Below are 18,877 nucleotides of genomic sequence, written 5' to 3' on the forward strand. Positions count from 1 at the left end.
TAAAGCATGTTGTATTTATTTCGCTTCTTGTTACTTTAAATGCAATACAATTGATACGAACTTAGCTTGAATAAAACCATGAGAGTATAATATAGCAGATGATATAAATGAAGTAAATTTAAAAAATCTTAGACAGTACTATTTGCAAGATATACTATTAACGGAGAGTGCGGAAGATCCAAATTACTTGGCAGACTCTTTCCTCCATCACATCGGCCTCATTATTTTTTGTTATCTTCCCTATTAATACTAGACAGTATAGAGCAGGCATCAAATTTACCGTTATAAGATGACAATCGAGTATTCGCTGCTTTTTCGTACAGGCTCAACTCATATCGTACCCTGAAAGCGCATGTGGCATTATCTAAATTTGTTTGTAGAAGAGTAAGAACAGGAGCAAGTTACCTCAGCGATCGGAGATAAATGATCGCTGAAGTAAATGTATCATGTGCAACATATCACTTCAGAAAGTACACGCTGACTGCCCTGGCTACCTCTTGCGGGGCCTTTTTATCGATCCCAAAGTGGTCGAGTTTTGGAAACTCCTTTGTTTCAGATCGTGGGAGTACCGCTGCCAACCGCTCCATGGACATATCTACCCATGTGCTATTGCTTTTCCCTCCATACATGAGGAGGACATTGGCAGGTATTTCTTGATAGTGTTCATAACTACTGTCAAGCCGAGCTACTTCCTGATGCTCGCGCAGATTTTCAGGGAGGAGATTGAGCATCTGCTTTCGTTCGTGGACATTGAGGAAGAGCAGAAGTAACAGCTTCATGAGCCAGGGAGGGGTGCTGCTCGCACGCTCAGGTTTTTCCTGGTACGCCGGGCTTATCCGCATGGGATCGGAACGGGCAGGACTGTTCTCTGGCATCATCCCGATCAGCGCGCTATTCTGCGGAGTATTGCTTGGAGCCAATACGCTGACCCCGCTTCGCATGTTTGGCAGTGCCCTGGTGGCCGCTGGCGTCATTATTGGTTCAATGGCACACAATCCTCAAAAAGCAATCTAGTGCATTCTCAAGCGACTCCGTGCCAGGAGTTATAAATGAGTCTCATGTAAACAGTAGTAACAGATGAACTACCACTGTTTTTTTGCTGGAAATGGATAGGCGGCTCCCATCTGGCTATATTGCTTGATCTGTGTAAATAGTGCGCCAAAATCCTTATACTCATGGGAAAGAATGAATGGTTTACCCTGCTTGCGTAGAAGATACGTAGAATGTCGGTCGAGAAATGTACGTTTCGACTGAAGTGATTGGATTTCTTCCCAGCGCATTATGTCAATGTGATTACGCCCCATTCTTCTGTGAACTTGGAGGAGACCGTACTTACAAACAATAACCCGTCTCTTTTTCAGAGACGGAACGCTAACAAGCAAGAGCAGCATCCCAAAAAGAAATAGACATCCAAATACGACGAAAGAGCGAATCAGCAAAAAACGTTCTTCATCAAGTTGAGTTTGCTTCATCTCCATTTGTTTCGCTATTTGTATATTTTGAAGATGTTGAATTGTAGATGCGAAAATCTGTTGCCAATTAGCTAATGTGAGTACTATGAGTATAAGCAAGCCAAGAATAGATGAAGTGCAAGCAAGCCATCCCATGAAGGTGAGAGAGCGTATTCGCCTTTTTTTTAGTCCATAAACAGAGAGCGGAATACCCAGGTGATTATTTTCGATTAGATATTGATCTTCCGTGCCGATTGGCACTAGCGTACTGGACGGCATAGATGAACACCTCTTTTCGAAGGTCAGAGAGTTGGTTGCCTCTTTTAAGAAGGGGCATCTAGTAAGAAGCTAAAGACCCATTTTACCACTATCATGAGTACTGTCACTATTAATTGTCACATCAATCTTAAAATATGGTTTAAAGCAGAACTGTGATTGAAGTGTTGAAAAGTTTGCTTTTGCCATTTTGAACGAAGTGACTCCTGCAATTCGCCAGCAAGATGCATTTCCTCCATTGGTGGACACCTGGCGGTATCCACCAATATGTTCTCTATATCTCCCCTACTTTGACCAACGATTTAATCGCACGGCGCTCATTCATTGCAGCATAGGCGTCGATAATATGATCAAGATCGGTGGTGAAATCAAAGACGCGGCCGGGGTTAATCTTGCCAGCGAGAACCGCATCTAGCAGCTCAGTTATATAGGCACGAACGGGAGCGGGACCACCTCGCATCCCAACATTGCGATAGAATGTACAAGTTTATACTGATGCTACTATTTGCTCCTGTCCTGTAGCCTTGCGCGATGCCATGAGCTCACGAACGAGAAGCGTGATAGCGGCTATAGGGAACCACAACTCCTCAACGGCCTCAAGAATCGCCAAAGCGGCGACCCCATCTACTACGGGAGTGAAAAGAAAGACGACTCCCAGGATGGCGAAAAGACTTCCTATGATAACTGCTGTGTACCCAAGCATACGAGGAAGAACAGGCGAAGCAATAATTACCAACCCCAGCGGAATGATGAGCGCGGGCGCAGCAATGATAGAATAAAGGTGCTGGACAGCATTGACAAAACTCAGGCTGATTAACGCCGTCGTTAAATTGTGAGCGTTTGCCGCACCAAGGTAAAAGGTGACTTCTAACAGGTCCACTACCATGAAAATGCTTGCCCCTAGCAACGTTGCCAGGCCCACAAAGCGTGTTGTTGCTTTTGCGAGATGAAGGATGGCGAGTACAAAAAAGATGATAAGAAGTGGACTAATAGCCTGTAACCAGGACCCTACAAGAATAGCGTTATGGTACTGCTTGCCAAACGCAGCCAATTGTGCGGGGTCAGTAGGTGGAGCAGGATTGAGAGAGAAAGAGATAAAGAGAAAAACGACGCCCAGAATACAACCAAGGGCAGCCAGAATACTGAAGAATCGTGTGGACATGAATGTAGCTCCTTCATATGATCGTTATTCGTTCTAAGAAGAGTCTCTGCCTGTTGGGAAACTAAGCGCGAGAGTGCTCGCCGTTCGTGTGATATCATGCTCCCAAATGGGACTTGCCCCGCATGGGGGTTACTCTTCATATTAGGAGTATAAAGGGCAAGATTTGAATTGCTCTTCGCACCGTCTCTACATGTGCTTCGCAGAACCAGGGCTTTTTCATTTTCAGCCGGGAGTAACTGTCAGGCAAATCATATACAGAGTATTTCTGGTGTAGTGTGTGTTCTGGGGGCGGCCGCGGCCGCCCCCAGAACACACACTACACCAGACTCCGGCGCCGTAGGCGCCAGGAAGAGGAAAATTAAAAGCCCTGTCGCAGAACATTCACCTTTGACAGGAAAAGCTCTTTTTGTTACTATGTAATTGTCTATGCAAAAAGGACAAGTATGCGGTCTGAAATATATGCACATTCGCATTGATATATGCAATTGGCAAGCCTTTACAAACACAAGGATGAGGTGTAATGCAAGACGCGCGTATGATGCGAAAGCTCACCAGCCCACCGCTCCCGCAGACCCTCCTCCATCGAGAAGAGGTCTTGTCACGTTTGAGTCTCGTCCTCAATAGGAATACACAATCGCATTCCCAGCCACAAATCTACATGTCATCAAAGCTTGTCCTACTTCACGCGCCTGCTGGATATGGAAAGACCACTGTCCTGGCAGACTTTGCGAGCAGGGGAAACGCTCACTATTGCTGGTACATGCTTGACCGTACAGATAGTGATATCATCACCTTTCTACAACGACTCGTGCTCAGTGTTCGCCAACAGTTTCCTGACTTTGGCACGGACCTCGATGACATACTCATGAATATTGCCCATGAACACATGAGAGAGGCTGAAGGCATTTCGTATCTCATCCCCCTGCTGGATGCCTTCCTCCAGGCTCTAGCAATGGAAACCGCTCAACAAGTAGTCTTGCTCTTCTGCAACTATCAGGATGTGAATGACACACCGGCGATCAATCAGGCAACCAATTATCTGCTACGTGGCCTTCCACCTCATTGCACCCTGGTTATTGAGAGTCGGGCCATACCTGAACTGGAATTTGCGCATCTGCTGGCTCATAACCAGGTGTATAGCTTCACCCAAAATGATCTGCGCTTTTCGGCGCAAGAGGTGGTCAGGCTGGCACAACTTCAAGGGATTCCTTCCCTTGGCCCAGGAGAAGCCGAACAATTGGAAGCATTATTTGATGGCTGGATTTCTGGTATGCTCCTGGGAACGCGCCTGAGTCATATTCATCTCCTTCAAGGGAACCGTATGCCAGGTCCACGCGCGCTCAATGCCTCCATGCACCTCCAGCAGCTCTTTACCTATGTCGTCGATGGTGTCTTTCAGCGCTATCCAGATCTCTATACATTCCTGTATGAAGCCTGCATCCTGGAAGAGATGCTTCCTTCGCTCTGTGAAGAGGTCTTAGAAATTGAGCATGCTGAGGAGCATCTACAAGCATTAGAGCGCAATGGCCTCTTTGTAACCCATAGAAATGAGGGTGAGCAACGGATCTATGTCTGTCATCAGATACTGCGCGATCTCTTTCTTGAGGAGCTTGAGCGCAGCAATCCGCAACGTTTTCATGTCTTGCATCAGCGGGCTGCTCACAAGTTGGGCGAAGAACAATGCTATGAGCAGGCCATCCACCACGCATTACAAGCCCGAGAATACCTCATGGCTGCACGCTTTATCGTAGATGTATTTCCAGTAATGTTTGACAAGCAACGCCTGGTAACCCTTATGCATTGGTGTCATTTGCTCTCCCCTGCATTTCGCGATTTTGCGCCTCAAATAGTGTTGATCCAGGCCCGTATCTATTTGCGGTGGCATGATCATGCCCATGCGTTGCCGCTCCTGGAGAGCGCTGAGCAGGTTATGCTCGACAAAAGCGCCTCCATGTTAGTTGAGGATTCGCATTTACTCTTAACAGAGATACGGATCTTCAAAGGATTAGCCTTCTTCATGTCTGGAGCCTATCAACAGGCTGCCGATCAATGCCAGAACGCATTAGATGAACTACCCGCCAATGAAACTGTATTGCGCTCGGAAGCATACTCTATTATCGGGTTATCTTTGTGTTTAAGGGGCGATCTATCTGCTGGCATAGCGGCTATCCAGAAAACCTTGCAGCTCTATGGTCGTTCTCGCTCCGGCTATGAAGTAGCGCGTTTACACTCGATACTAGCTAGCGCTTATCGCTGGCTTGGCAAACTAGAACTTGCTGAGCATCACGTGATGAGGGCCATGACATGTCGACTGCAAATGCATGATGTCTATGGTCAAATAGAAGACCTCAACCGCCTGGGCCTCCTTAAAAAAAGTCAGGGAGCCATACATGAGGCTGAAACTCATCTTCTGCAAGCGCTGGAATTAGCCCGTTCCCCTTTGCATTATGAATCTGGGCAAGCTTATGCCCTCGTCAATCTAGGCCACCTGTACTTTGATCAGGCAGCTTATGAGCGAGCATTACGCACTTTAGAAGAGGGCCTGGCACTGGCGGAAAAGCTACAGGATCGCTACCTGGTAAATCATACCTTGTGCATCATGGCGCTGACTTATCTCTCCCTGCGAGATGTGGAAACGGCTCATTTCCTGCTCTCCAATGTCCAGCTCTCACCTGCCAAAAATGAGCAGCCTGACTATGATCGCTTCCTCCACCATCTCACTTATAGTGTGCTTCTGCTGCATGAGGAGCATTATGATGAGGCACTCTCCTATCTGAGGGCACTCCAGGCATCCCCAAGCAATACAGAAAAGGAGTTAATGCTTGTATTACACCTACGCCTGGCAGCCTGTTATCTGGGAAAACAACAAAGCGAAGACGCCCTGGTTTGTCTGCACAGGCTGACAGTAGACCTGGCCAACGCGAAGGGATATGGCCTTTGTGTTTTAGTAGAACTCAGGAACCAGCCACGGCTAAAATATACTCTTCAGACCCATCCAGATCTCGCCCAATTGCGAACTCTTTTACATCTCGAAGAGATTGACACTCCCTCATCTCTCGAAGAGCCTGTCTCTATGCTTGTGAACAGCGTTGAACAGAAGGAAGGCAGCCGGCTAAGAATTTGTGCCCTGGGTGAGCCTGTCGTCTTGATTGATGAGAATCCCGTTACCCGTTGGCGCATGGCGCGCTCAATGGAGTTCTTCTTCTTGCTATTGGATCAGAGCCATCCTTTACGCAAAGAGCAGATTATTGATGCACTCTGGCAGAATTATGATACGCAGAGTAATCGGGCCTTCCACTCGACCTTGTTCTACCTGCGTAAAGCTATTGGAGAGGCTTGTATCGTCTCGCAAGGAGGGACATACGTCCTGGATCTGACGGCACATTACGCCTCTATTGAGTATGATGTCGAGCTTTTTCAAGAGCAATTTGCCAGGGGCAAAGAATGCCTTGAGCAAGAGGATGAGGAGGGCGCACAGCACGCCTTTGAGTCCATGCTTGCGTTGTATCGTGGCGACTATATACAGACATCCTATAACGACTGGTCGAGCGGCCGACGCAATGAACTACGCCAGGCTAATCTAGATGCTCACCGAGAGTTAGCATTGATAGCCTGGCATCACGAAAAGATAGCAATAAGCATGAAGCACTGGCAACAGATCCTGGCGAGCGATAACACTCAGGAAGAGGCACACTATGGTTTGATGCGCTGTTATGCTCGCCAGGGTAAGCGTAGTCTGGCGCTACGCCAGTATCAACAATGTGAAAAGATCTTACAAGAGGAGCTAGGGGTAAAGCCCGGCACTACACTCCAGCAGTTCTACCAACGACTAAAAAGTGCTACGTCCCAGGCCAACAAGAAGGATAAGTGATAAAGAGTGCGAAGTGAGCGTGAAGTCGCTTTCAAGTCCATGGTGTTCTCCAATCTTTGTGAATGTTATTCAACTTACAAATAACACATACCAACAGTTTATTCTCATGGGGACGAACAAAGCTTTTTCTATCTTGCGCTTCTTAGGAAATAGAACGGACCAACTACTAGCGACCTTGCCAGAGGAATTTATCACGTGTACCATCTTCAGGTAGCCATTGAGGTGTTGTATCAGATACATCACATCATCCAACTGGTTTAGGCGTTAGTACATATATCTTGAAACAGAGGAAGCGTGAACCAGAAGTGTGAGCCCTGGCCAGGTGTGCTAATCACACCAACACGACCGCCATGCTGTTCAATAATTGTTTTGCAGATATGCAGCCCCAGGCCTAAACCGATACCATTCCCACTGAGTACCAGTACACCTTTCGCCCGGTAGAAGCGTTCCCAGATACGCTCCTGCTCCTCAAAGGTCAAACCAGGCCCTCGATCGCTAATCGTCACACGAATTTCAGCACCCTCGGGTTCGACGAGCACCTTGACCTGCTCATCAAATGGTGAGTATTTGAGCGCATTCGATAGATAGTTGTTCACAACTTGCCCCAGGCGGTCCGCATCACCACAAACGATCATCCGTTCGGTGGGCAGATCCATTTGGATCGTTCGGCCCTCAGCCGTCTGGCGTTGATTCTCAACGCACGCACGTACGACGGCTGCCACATCACATCGCTGTTTTTGCAGCTCAAGCTTGCCAGCACGGATACGCGACACATCAAGCAGATCAGTTGTCAAACGATCCTGCATGTGGATCTGACCATCAATACCTTCCAGATAGCGGTGAAGCTTCTTCAGCACATTGGGGGATAGAACAGTCTCTTGCTGGCGCAACACTCGCCGGGCTAATTGAACACTCATTTTCAGGGCAGTTAATGGCCCTTTGAGTTCGTGACTGGCAATACTCAAAAACTCATTGAAGCGCTGATTTGTTTCCTGAAGCGCCAATGTGTGGGCCCGTGTTTCCGCTTGCTCCTGCAAGAGATGCTCGCGCTCATATACCAGTCCTGTCAGCCTGGCAACGGTTCTGACTAAGGTGGCTTCGGTAGGAGTTAATGTAGCATCATGCTGATGATAGATCAAGGCAAGCTTGCCAAGGAGATGATTTTTCACAAACATAGGTACCTCTACCAGTATTGGCGCGTCCGCTCCTGGCTGTGCTGGCAGAGGAAGTATACTGATTTCATTGTCGCGTAGCCCGTCTCTATTGGCATCCTGAGCAGTGAATTCATCAATGTGCTGCTTGATTGTCTGCCACCAGGGCGATTTGGCTGGCTGATCTGTGCCGCAGTTCGTTTGCAGGTGCCATCTTGCCGTCTCTGATTCGCGGGAGATAATTCCTACATCCTGACATTGTAAGAGTGTGGAAATAACTTGCGTAAGAGTCTGGCAGGCAAGTGATACCGAGGATATCTCCTGTTCCCTCTCCCCAGAACGGAATTTAGACGTGTTTTCTGGCAGCCAGACCAGAGATTGGGCGAATGTCAGTAACGCGTGTAGCGTCTCTTGTGTTCGCCACTCTAATACATAGCGCTCTGTCTCATCTCGGAAGATGCAGACACCGCCACTTATCCGCTTCTGCTGATCATACATCGGCATACCTGAGACGCTGAGATATCTCCTTTCTCCCAGCCCATTGACACGTTGGATAGTAGCAATATTTGCGCCGATCAGGTGCTCTCCTCGTAGGACACGTGTGATTGGCCACTGATCTATAGGTAGCGGTTGACCAGACTCATTGAGAATAAATGCATCCTCGCTCTGTAGGTCCATAATGCTCTGGATATTCTCGTGCCGCATAGGTATGAGACGGCGTGCAGCCGCATTCATTTGAAACTGGCCATCTTGATTGCTGACGAGCAGACCATCTCCAATGGTCTCAAATATGGCTTGCAATTCACGTACACGCCGATCGGCCTCAACACGTGTCTGTTGTTCCTTCCAGGCTAATGCAGCCTGCGCTTCCTCAGCCGCGCGTACCTGTACAATTAGCTCTTCGCGCTCGATATAAGAGATAAGGAAACGAGCCACAATTTGCATCAATTCCACCTTTTCAGGATGATTGGTAAGCAAGTGTGGGCTAGGATCTTGTGAACAGAGGGTTCCATAGAGACGACCATCACTGTATATCAGTGGTACCCCGAGGTAGAAGCCGATATCATATTTCTCTGTTGTTGCAAGATGCTGGTAGAATGGATGATTTCTGGCATCTTCAACAAGGAGGGGTTGTCCGGTCTGGAAAATTGTGTGACAGTATGTCTCTTCAAGCATGCCCTTTGACCCAACTGTTGGAGCTGGCATCGCAGTGTTATGTGCCGCTATAATTTTCAGCATCCTCTGATTGGAGCCATCGTCACTGACAGTAGGCTCCTCTTCAGGTCCACTCACCTCAAAGCGCGCGATGAAGAGTGTCTGACACTCAAGAAAATGCCCGATTATATGAAGCGCGGCTTCCATTGCCTCCTGAGAGGATTGGAAGCTTTGTGCGGTCATCTGTGCTATCTCACTGAGGACTTGAGAATTGACTCCTTCTTCCCCATTGTTACGTTTCGGTGTAGCTGCCTTCGGTATTACGCGCAATGATCGTCTTCGCAAATGGTGTTTGTCTGGCTGATAATATGAGCTGGATAAGTCGTGCTTCATAGTGCACGCCTCCTTTCTCCTTCTCTTTTCCTTGAGGGTGGTGAGCACATCCAGTTGCTCTCTATGTTGGCTATCAAGAACGGTTGCGAGGAAGTGTCACCTGGAAGCAAGAGCCTACACCTACCTGGCTCTCCACTGTGATCGCTCCACCATAATATTTGACGATCTCTAAGGCGATAGCTAGACCTATCCCCAGGCCAGGATAGGCTTGCACGTGATGAGGGATAAGTCGATAGAAACTTTCAAAGATTTTTGTCTGGTACTCCTGCGGAATACCAACGCCGTGATCGCGCACGCTGATGATAATATCCTCTGCCGCTACTGCTAAGTCAATCTCTATCTGGTTCGCATCTGGAGAATAACAGATTGCGTTGGTAAGCAGGTTCAGAAAGACTTGTTCGAGTCGATTCCTGTCTCCGACGAAAAAGATGGAAGTGGCAGGGGCAGACATACTGATAATATGGCTTGTCCAGGTCTTTTGCAGTATTGAAATGGTTTCCAGTAGTATCTCATTCAGGTCCATGGTTTCCTGAATATACTCTAATTTGCCAGCCTGAATTTTGGTGAGATCAAGCAACTCTTCGACCAGACGTATCACGGTATTGAGCTGTCCTTCCATTCGGGAAAGTGCAATATCCGCCTTATAGGCCTTCTGGCTGGTAAGCCGCTTACTCAACATCTGCGTTTGCAACTTCAAGGATGTAAGTGGTGTTCTTAATTCCTGGCTGGCAACACTGAAAAAGTTGTTTTTGAAATGCTCTAACGCCTTGTAGGGTGAATTATTCAGCACAAAACAGATCGTTTGAAAGGTTTCGCGTTGGATCAAGACACCTCCTACGATAACGGGCAAACGGCTTCCATCTTTACAGATATATTCTTTCTCATACGGCGTGATATGCTCATGCAATGAAAGCTGTTGCTGTACCAGTCGAGTAGTACCAAGATACTCTGGAGCCGTTAGCCGGAACCAGTTTAATCGTCCAAGCCGCAGATCTTCCTGGCTATATCCTGTCATGTGCAGAAAGGTCTCATTGGCCTCCCGAATCTCGTCTCCCTCGGCACAAAAAATGCCAATCGCATTGGAGTTCATCAATGAATGCAGCCGCTCCTGGCTCTGGCGCAAGGCTTCTTCTGCACATTTCTGCTCATTAATGTCCGTGTTTGTCCCTAACCATTGCGTGATCTGACCATGTTCATCATACATTGGATTCGCACGAGCTAAAAACCAGCGATAATCGCTTGTCTGCCCGTTCTGGAGCCGATATACTACCTCATATGATGAGCCTGTCTTGCTGGCTTCCTGCCACATGTTCTGTGTCTGTTGAAGATCATCAGGATGCAAACTCTCTTTCCACCCCTGCCCATACGCTTGCTGGCAGGTCATAGCAAGATAATCACGCCAACGTTGATTACTGAAAACAACCGCACCATCAGGTCGCGCAATCCAGGCAAGGTGGGGAATCGCCTCGATAAGAGCATTCACTTCCGCTCTTATCGGCGTATGTCCGGTCATATCGTCACCCTTATCAGCATGGAGCTCGACTTTTTTGTGGTTGGCATGAGGCAACATGAGCGTTGGAGCGAAAGCCCGGTATGCATCCGCCTGTAGACGTATAATAGCTTCAAAAGGTACAGTGCCGTTTTGTTCTATGTGCGCATCTGCTGGGCGTAATTGTTGGTGCATCTCAAGTGCCGCGAACCATGTAGGGATGTGCGTCAATAGCTTGCCAGCCACTTTTTCAGTCCAGAATGGTGTACAAGCTAAATGATATGTACAGATGTTGAAAGCAAGGTCTTCACTGATTGGCAAACAACGTGTGAGTAACCAGGTGTGTGTAATAGGAGAAAGACACTCGACTTCAAACGGCTCCTGTGCATGAAGCGCAGTGTTCAGCATCTGTTGAAATGGAATCGTGAGGAAATCTGATAAATGTTGCCAGAGTGTCGTACCAATCAATTTGTGCTTGCTTACTCCAAGCATTGTGGCGGCTTGTGTACTGGCATGGAGAATTATTCCCCTCTTATCTAGATAAATCACTGCATCAGGAAGCGTCTCAAGTAGCGAGAAGCTTTTGGCAGATGAGATATGGTGTAGAATTGGTCTGTCATGGCTCATAATATAGCCCTCTATCTCTTGCTTCTGACCCAATCCCTTGCGCTGATGATGCATCCATGCCTTACTTCTTACAATGTTTTCTCAATGTTCCTTTGGCTCCGATATGAATCACATCGTTGATACCTTGCTCAGAAAAAGTAGCATATCATTCGATTGTGTGAGTGCGGCTAGCCGTGACTGAGCAGCGTCCACGATTGCTTTTCAATAGCGTGGCATCATCCATCGTAGCCTCAATGCTCCCGAAATCAGTATATGACTTTCTCATGCTCATGAGTATGGGAAATATATCCTCATCTCAATAGGACATCAGTTTCTCTGAACAGCATTGGTTACGCAAGCAGAAAATGTACAAGTACGATAGAAAGGAGAATGAGAAGTACAGGTCAGGAGATGCCTCATTCCTCTGCTTCTCGTCCTCAGCCTCAATCTTTTGGTGTTAGCAAAATTACTAACGAACAACGTTGCTTGATTAGACAATGTCTAATTTACACAATAATTTAACCTTTGTCAAGGTGACAGATCAATGATTTCGGGATGCAAAATGTTTCTCTTGACGATCTCGGATGGACGTACTATATTTGGAATCTAAATATTCATAGAAAAACACAAGAAAGTCACAGAGAAAATCAAGAATGAGCAAAACCTCTGTCACAGAACAATATGACGAAGAGAAAAGTCCAGCTCAATTTTTGCTGGAAGTAGGCTTGAAGGTTACCTACCCCCGTTTGCTGGTGTTGAGCTTATTGCTTGAAATAAAAGGTCATTATTCGGCGGATGAAATAGTAAAGATGCTGAAAGAGCGCCAGACCCCGTTACCTCGCGCTTCCGTATATAATACCCTTGAAGCACTATTAGATCGTGAGTTGATCATGGTGGGAGATGTAGGTCCAGGCCGTGTACTTTATGAAATGAACAAATACTGGCATCACCACTTTGTATGCATGGGTTGTGGGATGATTATTGATATTCCTTGCCTGAAAGGAGAAAAGCCTTGCTTATACCCCGAAGGTGTTCCAGGCACTATCGAGGAGGCACAGATCATTTTTCGCGGCTATTGCAATGCCTGTCTGGCTAGAACCCGGGAAAGCAAGGCAACGCTGTCTGAAACTTGCGAATCTGGTCCAGTCTTGTTCATAGCAGACGAAAATCAGTAGCACAAGCGTCTCTATCTGGAGGGAACTTCCATCGGTCGTGATCATCCAGACATTGCCCCGCGTCTCTTGTAACATTTGCGCAATAGTGCCTTGAAACAGCACCAGTCCGCTGCGGATAATCGCGAGATTTTGGGAGGTTTGCGCAACATCTTCTACAATATAGGTTGATAAGAGTACGGTACGCTTGCCGCTAAATTCTGAGAGCAGATTGCGAAAGCGAATACGCTCTTCTGGATCCAGCCCTGCGGTCGGCTCATCCACAATTCAAAAAAATATAAAAAGAGCCAGGTTGTTGTTCAACAACCTGGCTCTTTTTATATGCGCTTTAGCCCGCTGGCTTTTTCTTTAGAGCACTTCCAGCAATGGATGCCGGGTGCTTATTCGTTGGATACGCCTGGCATGTCTAAACGCACCTGTGTTGGCTCGGCGGTTGCCACATAACTTGACTGGACATGCGCTGGCCGTTCGAGTCGGGGTATGGCTTCCAGCAGTAGCCGGGTGTATTCGTCCGTTGGCTGGCGGATTACTCTCTTGGCGGCCCCTTGCTCAACGACTTTACCCTGGTTTAGCACCAGGATCTCGTCCGAGAGCAGGCGAGCGCTCAACAGGTCATGGGTGATGTAGAGCATCGCGATCTTGCGTTCGCGTACCAGTTTGTCGAGGAGCTGCAAGATCTCGGCCCGGATCGATACGTCGAGCATGGAGATTGGCTCGTCAGCAATGATGATGTCTGGATCAGGCGCCAGGGCACGGGCGACGACGACGCGCTGGCGTTGTCCACCCGAGAGCTGGTGGGGGAGCTTGCTCTCAAACTGCTCGGCAGGTGAGAGTCCGACCGTCTCCAGTAGCTCGCGTACCTGCTGCCGTGCCTGCTCGGCATTTACTTTTTTGTAGTTCATCAATGGACGCATGAGAAGATACTGGATAGTGTGGACTGGATTCAGTGCCGAAAATGGATCCTGGAACACATACTGGACGTGTCTCCTATATTCGTGGATTCCTCTTCCTTTTAGCTGATCTACGCGTGTTTTGCCAAACCAGATTTCACCGCTATTGGGATACTCGGTACCGGTGATCAGGCGGGCAATAGTGGTCTTGCCGCTGCCGCTCTGACCGACTAATCCGGTGACTCTCCCCGAATGGAGCGTGAATGATACGTCATTGACGGCGTTGACCTCGCTCTTTTTCAGTCCTACACGGCGCTGGTAGGTCTTACCCACATGTTCGATGCGCAGAACCTCTTCACCTTCGTATTTCACCGCTTTGTGGGATGTGGCTTCTGAGAAGGCAGCGTCCAGCAACTTCGGTCCTTCTTCTGAATGCCGGATATGGTTATGCAGCTCGTCTTTCCACTGGAACTGGGCTACATGGCAGGCGGCCTTGCCGTCCCACATGGGAAGCAGTTCCGGCTTGGCCTGACGGCAGATCTGGATCGCTTCTGGACAGCGGGGCGCATAGGGGCAGGCTTTGGGTATGCGTGTCAGATCGGGTGGACGGCCCGGAATGTAGCTGATCTCTACTTCTTCAGCGGCTGGATCGGCGTATGAGCCGAGCAGACCATGGGTGTAGGGATGGATTGGATGCTTTAACATGCCGCTGGCCGGTGCATCTTCTACCAGCTCGCCTGCGTACATGACCAGTACGCGGTCGGATACCTCAAGGATGGTGCCCAGGTCGTGACTGATCAGCAGGACTGCAAAGCCGAGCTCGCGCTGTAATGTGCGCAAGTTGTGCATGATCTCCTTCTGCACCAATACATCCAGTCCAGTGGTTGGCTCATCCAGGATCACTAATTTGGGATTTAAGGCCAGGGCCAGGGCCAGGGCCACGCGCTGTTTCATGCCGCCTGACAGTTCATGTGGATAAAAGCGCATGAAGGAAGGATCGATCTTGACCATCTGGAGCAGTTCGGCTGTCTTTTCGTGGATCTGTGTTTTGCTTAGATTGGACTTCTCGGCCATCACATCGCGAAATTGTGCCTCGATCCTGGCGACAGGATTCAATGAGTTCATGCTGCTCTGGAAGACTGAGGAGAAGTCGTGCCAGCGCAACTGGCGTAGTTCCTCATCCCCGATAGTGGTGAGGTCTTTGCCGTCGAAGCGTACGCTGCCTTTCGTGATCTGTCCAGGTGGTAGTAGCAATTTCAGGATGGCGTTGCCCAATGTGGACTTGCCACTACCGGACTCTCCGACCAGTCCGACAAACTCGCCGGCCTTGATCTCAAAGTTGACGTTGCGCACCGCGAAAAGGGGCGGGCGCTGCTTTGTGGCATAGGTTACGTCGAGATTCTCGACTTCAAGCAGTGCCATAGTTCTACTCCTCTCGTAGCTGCGGATTGCTCAGGGCATCGACGCCGAAGTTAATCAACATCAAGCAGCTGGTGATGCCGGCCAGTGCCAGTCCAGGAGCGATCAGCCAGGCCCATTGGCCTGTGACCAGGGCTCCACCGTTGTTGGCCCAGTAGAGCATCATGCCCCAACTGATGGTGCTGGGATCACCGACACCCAGAAACTCCAGACCCGCTTCGGCACCGATGGCACCGATGGCCGCGCTGATGTAGCTGAGTACTGTCAGCGAGAGCATGTTCGGCAAAATCTCGCGAAAGACGATGCGCAATGTACCCTCGCCCGCGAATTGGGCGGAGGTAATGTAGTCACGCACACGAAGTGTTAATACCTGTGAGCGCTTGAAGCGGGCACCCCAGGCCCAGCTGGTTAAGCCGATAACCAGGATGATAATGGTTGGACCCTTCACCGGCGAATATGCTGCTACGGTCACCATGAGAGGGAGCGCGGGTACTACCAGACCCAGATTGATGATGAACGAGAGAATTTCATCCACGATTCCGCCCATATAGCCCGCCACCATACCAATCACCAGGGCGATCAGCGTGGCCAGTCCACCGCCGAGTGCTCCTACGAGGAGCGAGGTGCGCGTGCCATGGATGAGTTGCGAGAACACATCCTGTCCGGCCTGGGTTGTGCCCAGCCAGTGGGCCGAACTTGGTAGTTCTGATGGTCCAAACGAGATATCCGTAGGACTATAGGGTGCGAGTACGTTGGCGAAGATGGCGAGCAGAATAAAGAAGACCAGCAAAATGAGACCTGCTCGCGCTTTGCGATTACTCCATATGATCTCAAACCACTCGGGTACACGGCGCTTGCTGCTCGTGGTGTGGATTTCTGGCTCGTCTTCCTGTTCCGCTATCTCTACATCGCGGGCGCCCTCTGAAACTGCTGTGGTCGTTTCTGGTATGGTCGTCGCTTTTTCTTGTTCTGTCGTCTCTTTGAGGTTGTGATCTTGCGTATCCATTTAGTTTTTCCCCTTTCGCACCCGTGGATCAAGCAGGCCAACGACGAAGTCCGCCAGTAGATTTGCCAGCAGCATACCGACAATTGTGAAGAGCAGGATTGTTTGCATCAATGGATAGTCACGGTTACCAACCGCCTCAAAGAAGAGCCGACCCATGCCGGGATAGTCGAAGATCGATTCTACCAGGACCACACCACCCATGATGCCGCCGAGCGACATGGCAAATCCGGTCACATTAGGCAGAATGGCGTTACGGGCACTGTAGAAGAGCGCAACCTTCCAGGGTTTGAGTCCCTTGGCGATGGCCAGGCGTGTGTAATCCTCGCGTAACGTCTGGACCATATTGTTGCGCATACCCATAATCCAGCCGATTGGTCCTGTAATCAGAATCGAGACGGCTGGCAGGACCGCGTGCTGGGCGATATCCAGGGTATAATCCCAACTGAATTGTCGCGTGGATGTTTCACTGAATCCACCACCGATCGGTAACCAGTTCAGCTGGAATGCAAAGATGAACAGTAATACCAGGGCGATCCACATATATGGAAGGGTGCCGACAAAGCTGAGTCCCACGCTTATAAATGAGTCGAAGGCGCTATTGCGCTTCCAGGCCGCTAAGGCACCTAGCAGATTGCCAACGATAAAGCCGATAATATTTGTAATCAGCACCAGCCCCACGGTCCACATGACAGCCTGACCAATTAACGTTGTTACTGGATAGGGAAAATAGGTATAAGAGATACCAAATTGTCCCCGGACCAACAGTCCCAGATAATCGATGTACTGTTGAAAGATATTGCCACCTGGTATGCCCAGCATCAAACGGATCGCGTGTACCTGGGCTGGATCGATGGCTTTGTTCTGACCAGCCAACCGCCGCACGATATCTTCTGCGGGATCGCCCGGCTGCAGGCGTGGAATAATGAAATTTAAGGTAACGGCGGTCCACAATGTTAATAGAAAAAACATGAAGCGCCGAAAGAAGTAGCGCATAATGGGTTCCCTCCTCCCATATAGCGGTGTGAAAATAACATCCACACCGCCAGACAACCTACAAGTCAGTCCATCGGTAACTGAATATCAGAAGAAAATGCGCGTTTCAAGGCGCAGTCCTTCAACAACTATTTGCCGGTTGAGTTGCTTGCGTTTTGTCTTAAATGGGTCAGGATCAGAAGTACGTCGCCGGGTTTGGCGTAAGGGGTGTTGGCGTCTGGCCAGCCTACGGCTTTTTTGGTGCTAAACTCGAACCAGTTAGCGCCATACCACAGCGGTACGTCTGGAAATTGCTCGTAGCTGTACTGGGCCAGTTGCGCCACGACCTTTTTCTGTGCTGCGGGATCCACGGCTTGCTGCAGTTGGTCGCGCATCTTATCAACATCTGGATTCTTGTGGTGAATATAGTTCACTGTATTAGCTACCCGGCTGTCGAGGTACTCATAATTCTCGTACATGCTGCAAGAGCCACCATGGACACTGAAGACCATGTCATAATTAGCGGCGGCACGGCGAGATTCAACGATTTCGGGTGAAGGTGTCTGTACATTTACCGTCAGGCCCAGCGTGTTGAGATTAGACTGAATAACCTGCGCAGCCTGAATCCAGTCGGTCCAGCCATTCTGTACCAGGAAGGTGATGTCGATTGGCTTGCCGTCTTTGCCTAGCAACTTGCCGTTACTGTCCTTCTTGTATCCCGCTTTGGTGAGGATATCCAGGGCCTGCTTCTGATCAAATGAGAAGATACCTTTGTTGGGGATGCTGCCTGGTAAGAAGCTTTCCTGACCAGGGACGGACAGGCCGCTCTGGCTGGCTGGTTTGACATAGCCAAATTCGGCTTTCTGCGAGATTTGATCCCGATTAATGGCATAGGCCATGGCGCGGCGGAACTCTACGTCGTTGTAGGGTGCTTTGGTCAGGTTCATGCCCAGCGAGATTTCGCCACCAGCCGGGAACCAGTAGTGGTTATTCTTGGGATCACGTGCGACGTAGGCCTTGTCGACGTTCGGGACGAACATAGCGTTCCAGTCATACTCGCCGCGTGCCAGCTTGAGATTTTCAACTTGATCGCTGCCAACTTTGTGGAAGACCAGATGATTCACTTTGATCTTGTCGGCCTGCCAGTAAGAAGGATTGCGCTTGAGAGACATCTGTTCCTGGTTAAAGCTGTCTGCCAGGAAAGGACCGGTACCGACCGGTTTTTCGTCGATGTATTTCACAGGATCACTGATTTTTTCCCAGATATGTCTGGCAACAATATCCTGTTTGATCACTTTCTCAAACATTGGTACTGATGGGCCCTTGAACTTCAAGGTAACCTGATTCCCTTGAGCGCTGACCGTATTCAGGCTGGTCCAGAGTCCGTTAGTGTCGAGGGCTGGCGCTTTATGCAGCAGATTCAATGTGAAAACGACGTCATCAGCGCTAAAAGCCTGACCATCGCTCCACTTTACCCCATCACGAATAGTAAAATTGAGCGTCTTTGGATCCTGCCACTTATAAGCCGTGGCCAGCCAGGGAACTACATTGCAGGAGTATGTGTTCTGAACCATGAGTGGCTCATAAATATAGCCTGCATTTATGGGGATCAATGAAGTGGCTGAAAAAGGATGATAATTGAGCTGTGGATTGGAGCCGCCACCAAATGCACCCGCATTGAGGGTCTCGATCATACCATTACCGGCGGTGGGTTGCTTTCCATTTCCCTGATTCTGTGAATTTCCACATGCTGAAACAATTACGAGTAACAGCAATAGTAGAGATGTGAGGGAAAATAAACGGCGTTGTCTGTCCATCACTTGCACCTTCACTTTGTTAACTAATGTATAGCACCTCAACATGG

The 18,877-nt window shown here is 49.1% G+C and carries 13 protein-coding genes and 1 pseudogene; 3 read left to right on the forward strand and 11 right to left on the reverse strand.

From position 1 onward, the window contains the following. Positions 1 to 458: 458 nt before the first annotated feature. Positions 459 to 779: an alpha/beta fold hydrolase gene (locus tag EL633_RS31650; RefSeq protein WP_126631203.1), complete on the reverse strand. Its 321-nt coding sequence runs from the start codon at positions 777 to 779 to the stop codon at positions 459 to 461. Between EL633_RS31650 and EL633_RS31655 the strand changes: the two genes are divergently transcribed. After that, the gene (locus EL633_RS31655) at positions 778 to 1,014 is read left to right on the forward strand and encodes a hypothetical protein (protein ID WP_126631204.1); all 237 of its coding nucleotides are present in this window, start codon (positions 778 to 780) and stop codon (positions 1,012 to 1,014) included. The genes EL633_RS31650 and EL633_RS31655 overlap by 2 nt on opposite strands. 68 nt (positions 1,015 to 1,082) lie before the next feature. Here EL633_RS31655 and EL633_RS31660 read toward each other — a convergent pair whose 3' ends face one another. From EL633_RS31660 to EL633_RS31670, 3 genes are all read right to left on the reverse strand, one after another. Beyond that, a complete protein-coding gene (locus tag EL633_RS31660) occupies positions 1,083 to 1,730 on the reverse strand; it encodes a hypothetical protein (protein WP_126631205.1) in 648 nt (215 codons plus the stop codon). Positions 1,731 to 2,001: 271 nt separating this feature from the next. Then, positions 2,002 to 2,187 (reverse strand): hypothetical protein, encoded by a 186-nt coding sequence (locus EL633_RS31665; RefSeq protein WP_126631206.1) that lies wholly within the window; start codon positions 2,185 to 2,187, stop codon positions 2,002 to 2,004. 27 nt (positions 2,188 to 2,214) lie between these two features. Beyond that, positions 2,215 to 2,889: a hypothetical protein gene (locus EL633_RS31670; protein WP_126631207.1), complete on the reverse strand. Its 675-nt coding sequence runs from the start codon at positions 2,887 to 2,889 to the stop codon at positions 2,215 to 2,217. A gap of 520 nt (positions 2,890 to 3,409) precedes the next feature. Between EL633_RS31670 and EL633_RS31675 the strand changes: the two genes are divergently transcribed. Continuing rightward, a complete protein-coding gene (locus EL633_RS31675; protein ID WP_126631208.1) occupies positions 3,410 to 6,760 on the forward strand; it encodes an AfsR/SARP family transcriptional regulator in 3,351 nt (1,116 codons plus the stop codon). 257 nt (positions 6,761 to 7,017) lie between these two features. Here the strand turns inward: EL633_RS31675 and EL633_RS31680 are convergent, their stop codons facing one another. Together EL633_RS31680 and EL633_RS31685 are read right to left on the reverse strand one after the other, a co-directional pair. Then, entirely contained in the window at positions 7,018 to 9,459 is a 2,442-nt protein-coding gene (locus tag EL633_RS31680) for a sensor histidine kinase (RefSeq protein ID WP_126631209.1), read from the reverse strand. Between the two features lie 73 nt (positions 9,460 to 9,532). Next, entirely contained in the window at positions 9,533 to 11,629 is a 2,097-nt protein-coding gene (locus tag EL633_RS31685; RefSeq protein ID WP_126631210.1) for a PAS domain S-box protein, read from the reverse strand. Between the two features lie 578 nt (positions 11,630 to 12,207). On the opposite strand from EL633_RS31685, the gene EL633_RS31690 reads away from it, so the two are divergent. After that, complete coding sequence (locus EL633_RS31690; RefSeq protein ID WP_126631211.1) at positions 12,208 to 12,729, forward strand: Fur family transcriptional regulator; 522 nt, start codon at positions 12,208 to 12,210, stop codon at positions 12,727 to 12,729. Positions 12,730 to 12,759: 30 nt separating this feature from the next. On the opposite strand, the pseudogene EL633_RS38335 reads toward EL633_RS31690, so the two are convergent. The 5 genes and pseudogenes from EL633_RS38335 to EL633_RS31715 all read right to left on the reverse strand — a co-directional run. Continuing rightward, a pseudogene (locus tag EL633_RS38335) lies at positions 12,760 to 12,993 on the reverse strand (ABC transporter ATP-binding protein); the annotation flags it as partial. Positions 12,994 to 13,106: 113 nt separating this feature from the next. Then, positions 13,107 to 15,038, reverse strand: coding sequence for an ABC transporter ATP-binding protein (locus EL633_RS31700; RefSeq protein WP_126631212.1), 1,932 nt, complete (start codon positions 15,036 to 15,038; stop codon positions 13,107 to 13,109). A 4-nt stretch (positions 15,039 to 15,042) separates the two neighbouring features. Further along, positions 15,043 to 16,041, reverse strand: coding sequence for an ABC transporter permease (locus EL633_RS31705; protein WP_126631213.1), 999 nt, complete (start codon positions 16,039 to 16,041; stop codon positions 15,043 to 15,045). Continuing rightward, a complete protein-coding gene (locus EL633_RS31710) occupies positions 16,042 to 17,034 on the reverse strand; it encodes an ABC transporter permease (RefSeq protein WP_126631214.1) in 993 nt (330 codons plus the stop codon). 128 nt (positions 17,035 to 17,162) lie between these two features. Further along, entirely contained in the window at positions 17,163 to 18,830 is a 1,668-nt protein-coding gene (locus EL633_RS31715) for an ABC transporter substrate-binding protein (RefSeq protein WP_218027621.1), read from the reverse strand. Positions 18,831 to 18,877: the final 47 nt, after the last annotated feature.

The sequence above is a fragment of the Dictyobacter alpinus genome (assembly GCF_003967575.1).
GTDB lineage: Bacteria > Chloroflexota > Ktedonobacteria > Ktedonobacterales > Ktedonobacteraceae > Dictyobacter > Dictyobacter alpinus.

Bases quoted from the DNA above. Each gene is read 5' to 3' on its own strand.
- EL633_RS31705 (WP_126631213.1), bottom strand. From the start codon at position 16,041: ATGGATACGCAAGATCACAACCTCAAAGAGACGACAGAACAAGAAAAA.
- EL633_RS31715 (WP_218027621.1), bottom strand. From the start codon at position 18,830: ATGGACAGACAACGCCGTTTATTTTCCCTCACATCTCTACTATTGCTG.
- EL633_RS31665 (WP_126631206.1), bottom strand. From the start codon at position 2,187: ATGCGAGGTGGTCCCGCTCCCGTTCGTGCCTATATAACTGAGCTGCTA.
- EL633_RS31680 (WP_126631209.1), bottom strand. From the start codon at position 9,459: ATGAAGCACGACTTATCCAGCTCATATTATCAGCCAGACAAACACCAT.
- EL633_RS31675 (WP_126631208.1), top strand. From the start codon at position 3,410: ATGCAAGACGCGCGTATGATGCGAAAGCTCACCAGCCCACCGCTCCCG.
- EL633_RS31690 (WP_126631211.1), top strand. From the start codon at position 12,208: ATGAGCAAAACCTCTGTCACAGAACAATATGACGAAGAGAAAAGTCCA.
- EL633_RS31710 (WP_126631214.1), bottom strand. From the start codon at position 17,034: ATGCGCTACTTCTTTCGGCGCTTCATGTTTTTTCTATTAACATTGTGG.
- EL633_RS31670 (WP_126631207.1), bottom strand. From the start codon at position 2,889: ATGTCCACACGATTCTTCAGTATTCTGGCTGCCCTTGGTTGTATTCTG.
- EL633_RS31685 (WP_126631210.1), bottom strand. From the start codon at position 11,629: ATGCATCATCAGCGCAAGGGATTGGGTCAGAAGCAAGAGATAGAGGGC.
- EL633_RS31660 (WP_126631205.1), bottom strand. From the start codon at position 1,730: ATGCCGTCCAGTACGCTAGTGCCAATCGGCACGGAAGATCAATATCTA.
- EL633_RS31700 (WP_126631212.1), bottom strand. From the start codon at position 15,038: ATGGCACTGCTTGAAGTCGAGAATCTCGACGTAACCTATGCCACAAAG.
- EL633_RS31650 (WP_126631203.1), bottom strand. From the start codon at position 779: ATGAAGCTGTTACTTCTGCTCTTCCTCAATGTCCACGAACGAAAGCAG.
- EL633_RS31655 (WP_126631204.1), top strand. From the start codon at position 778: ATGAGCCAGGGAGGGGTGCTGCTCGCACGCTCAGGTTTTTCCTGGTAC.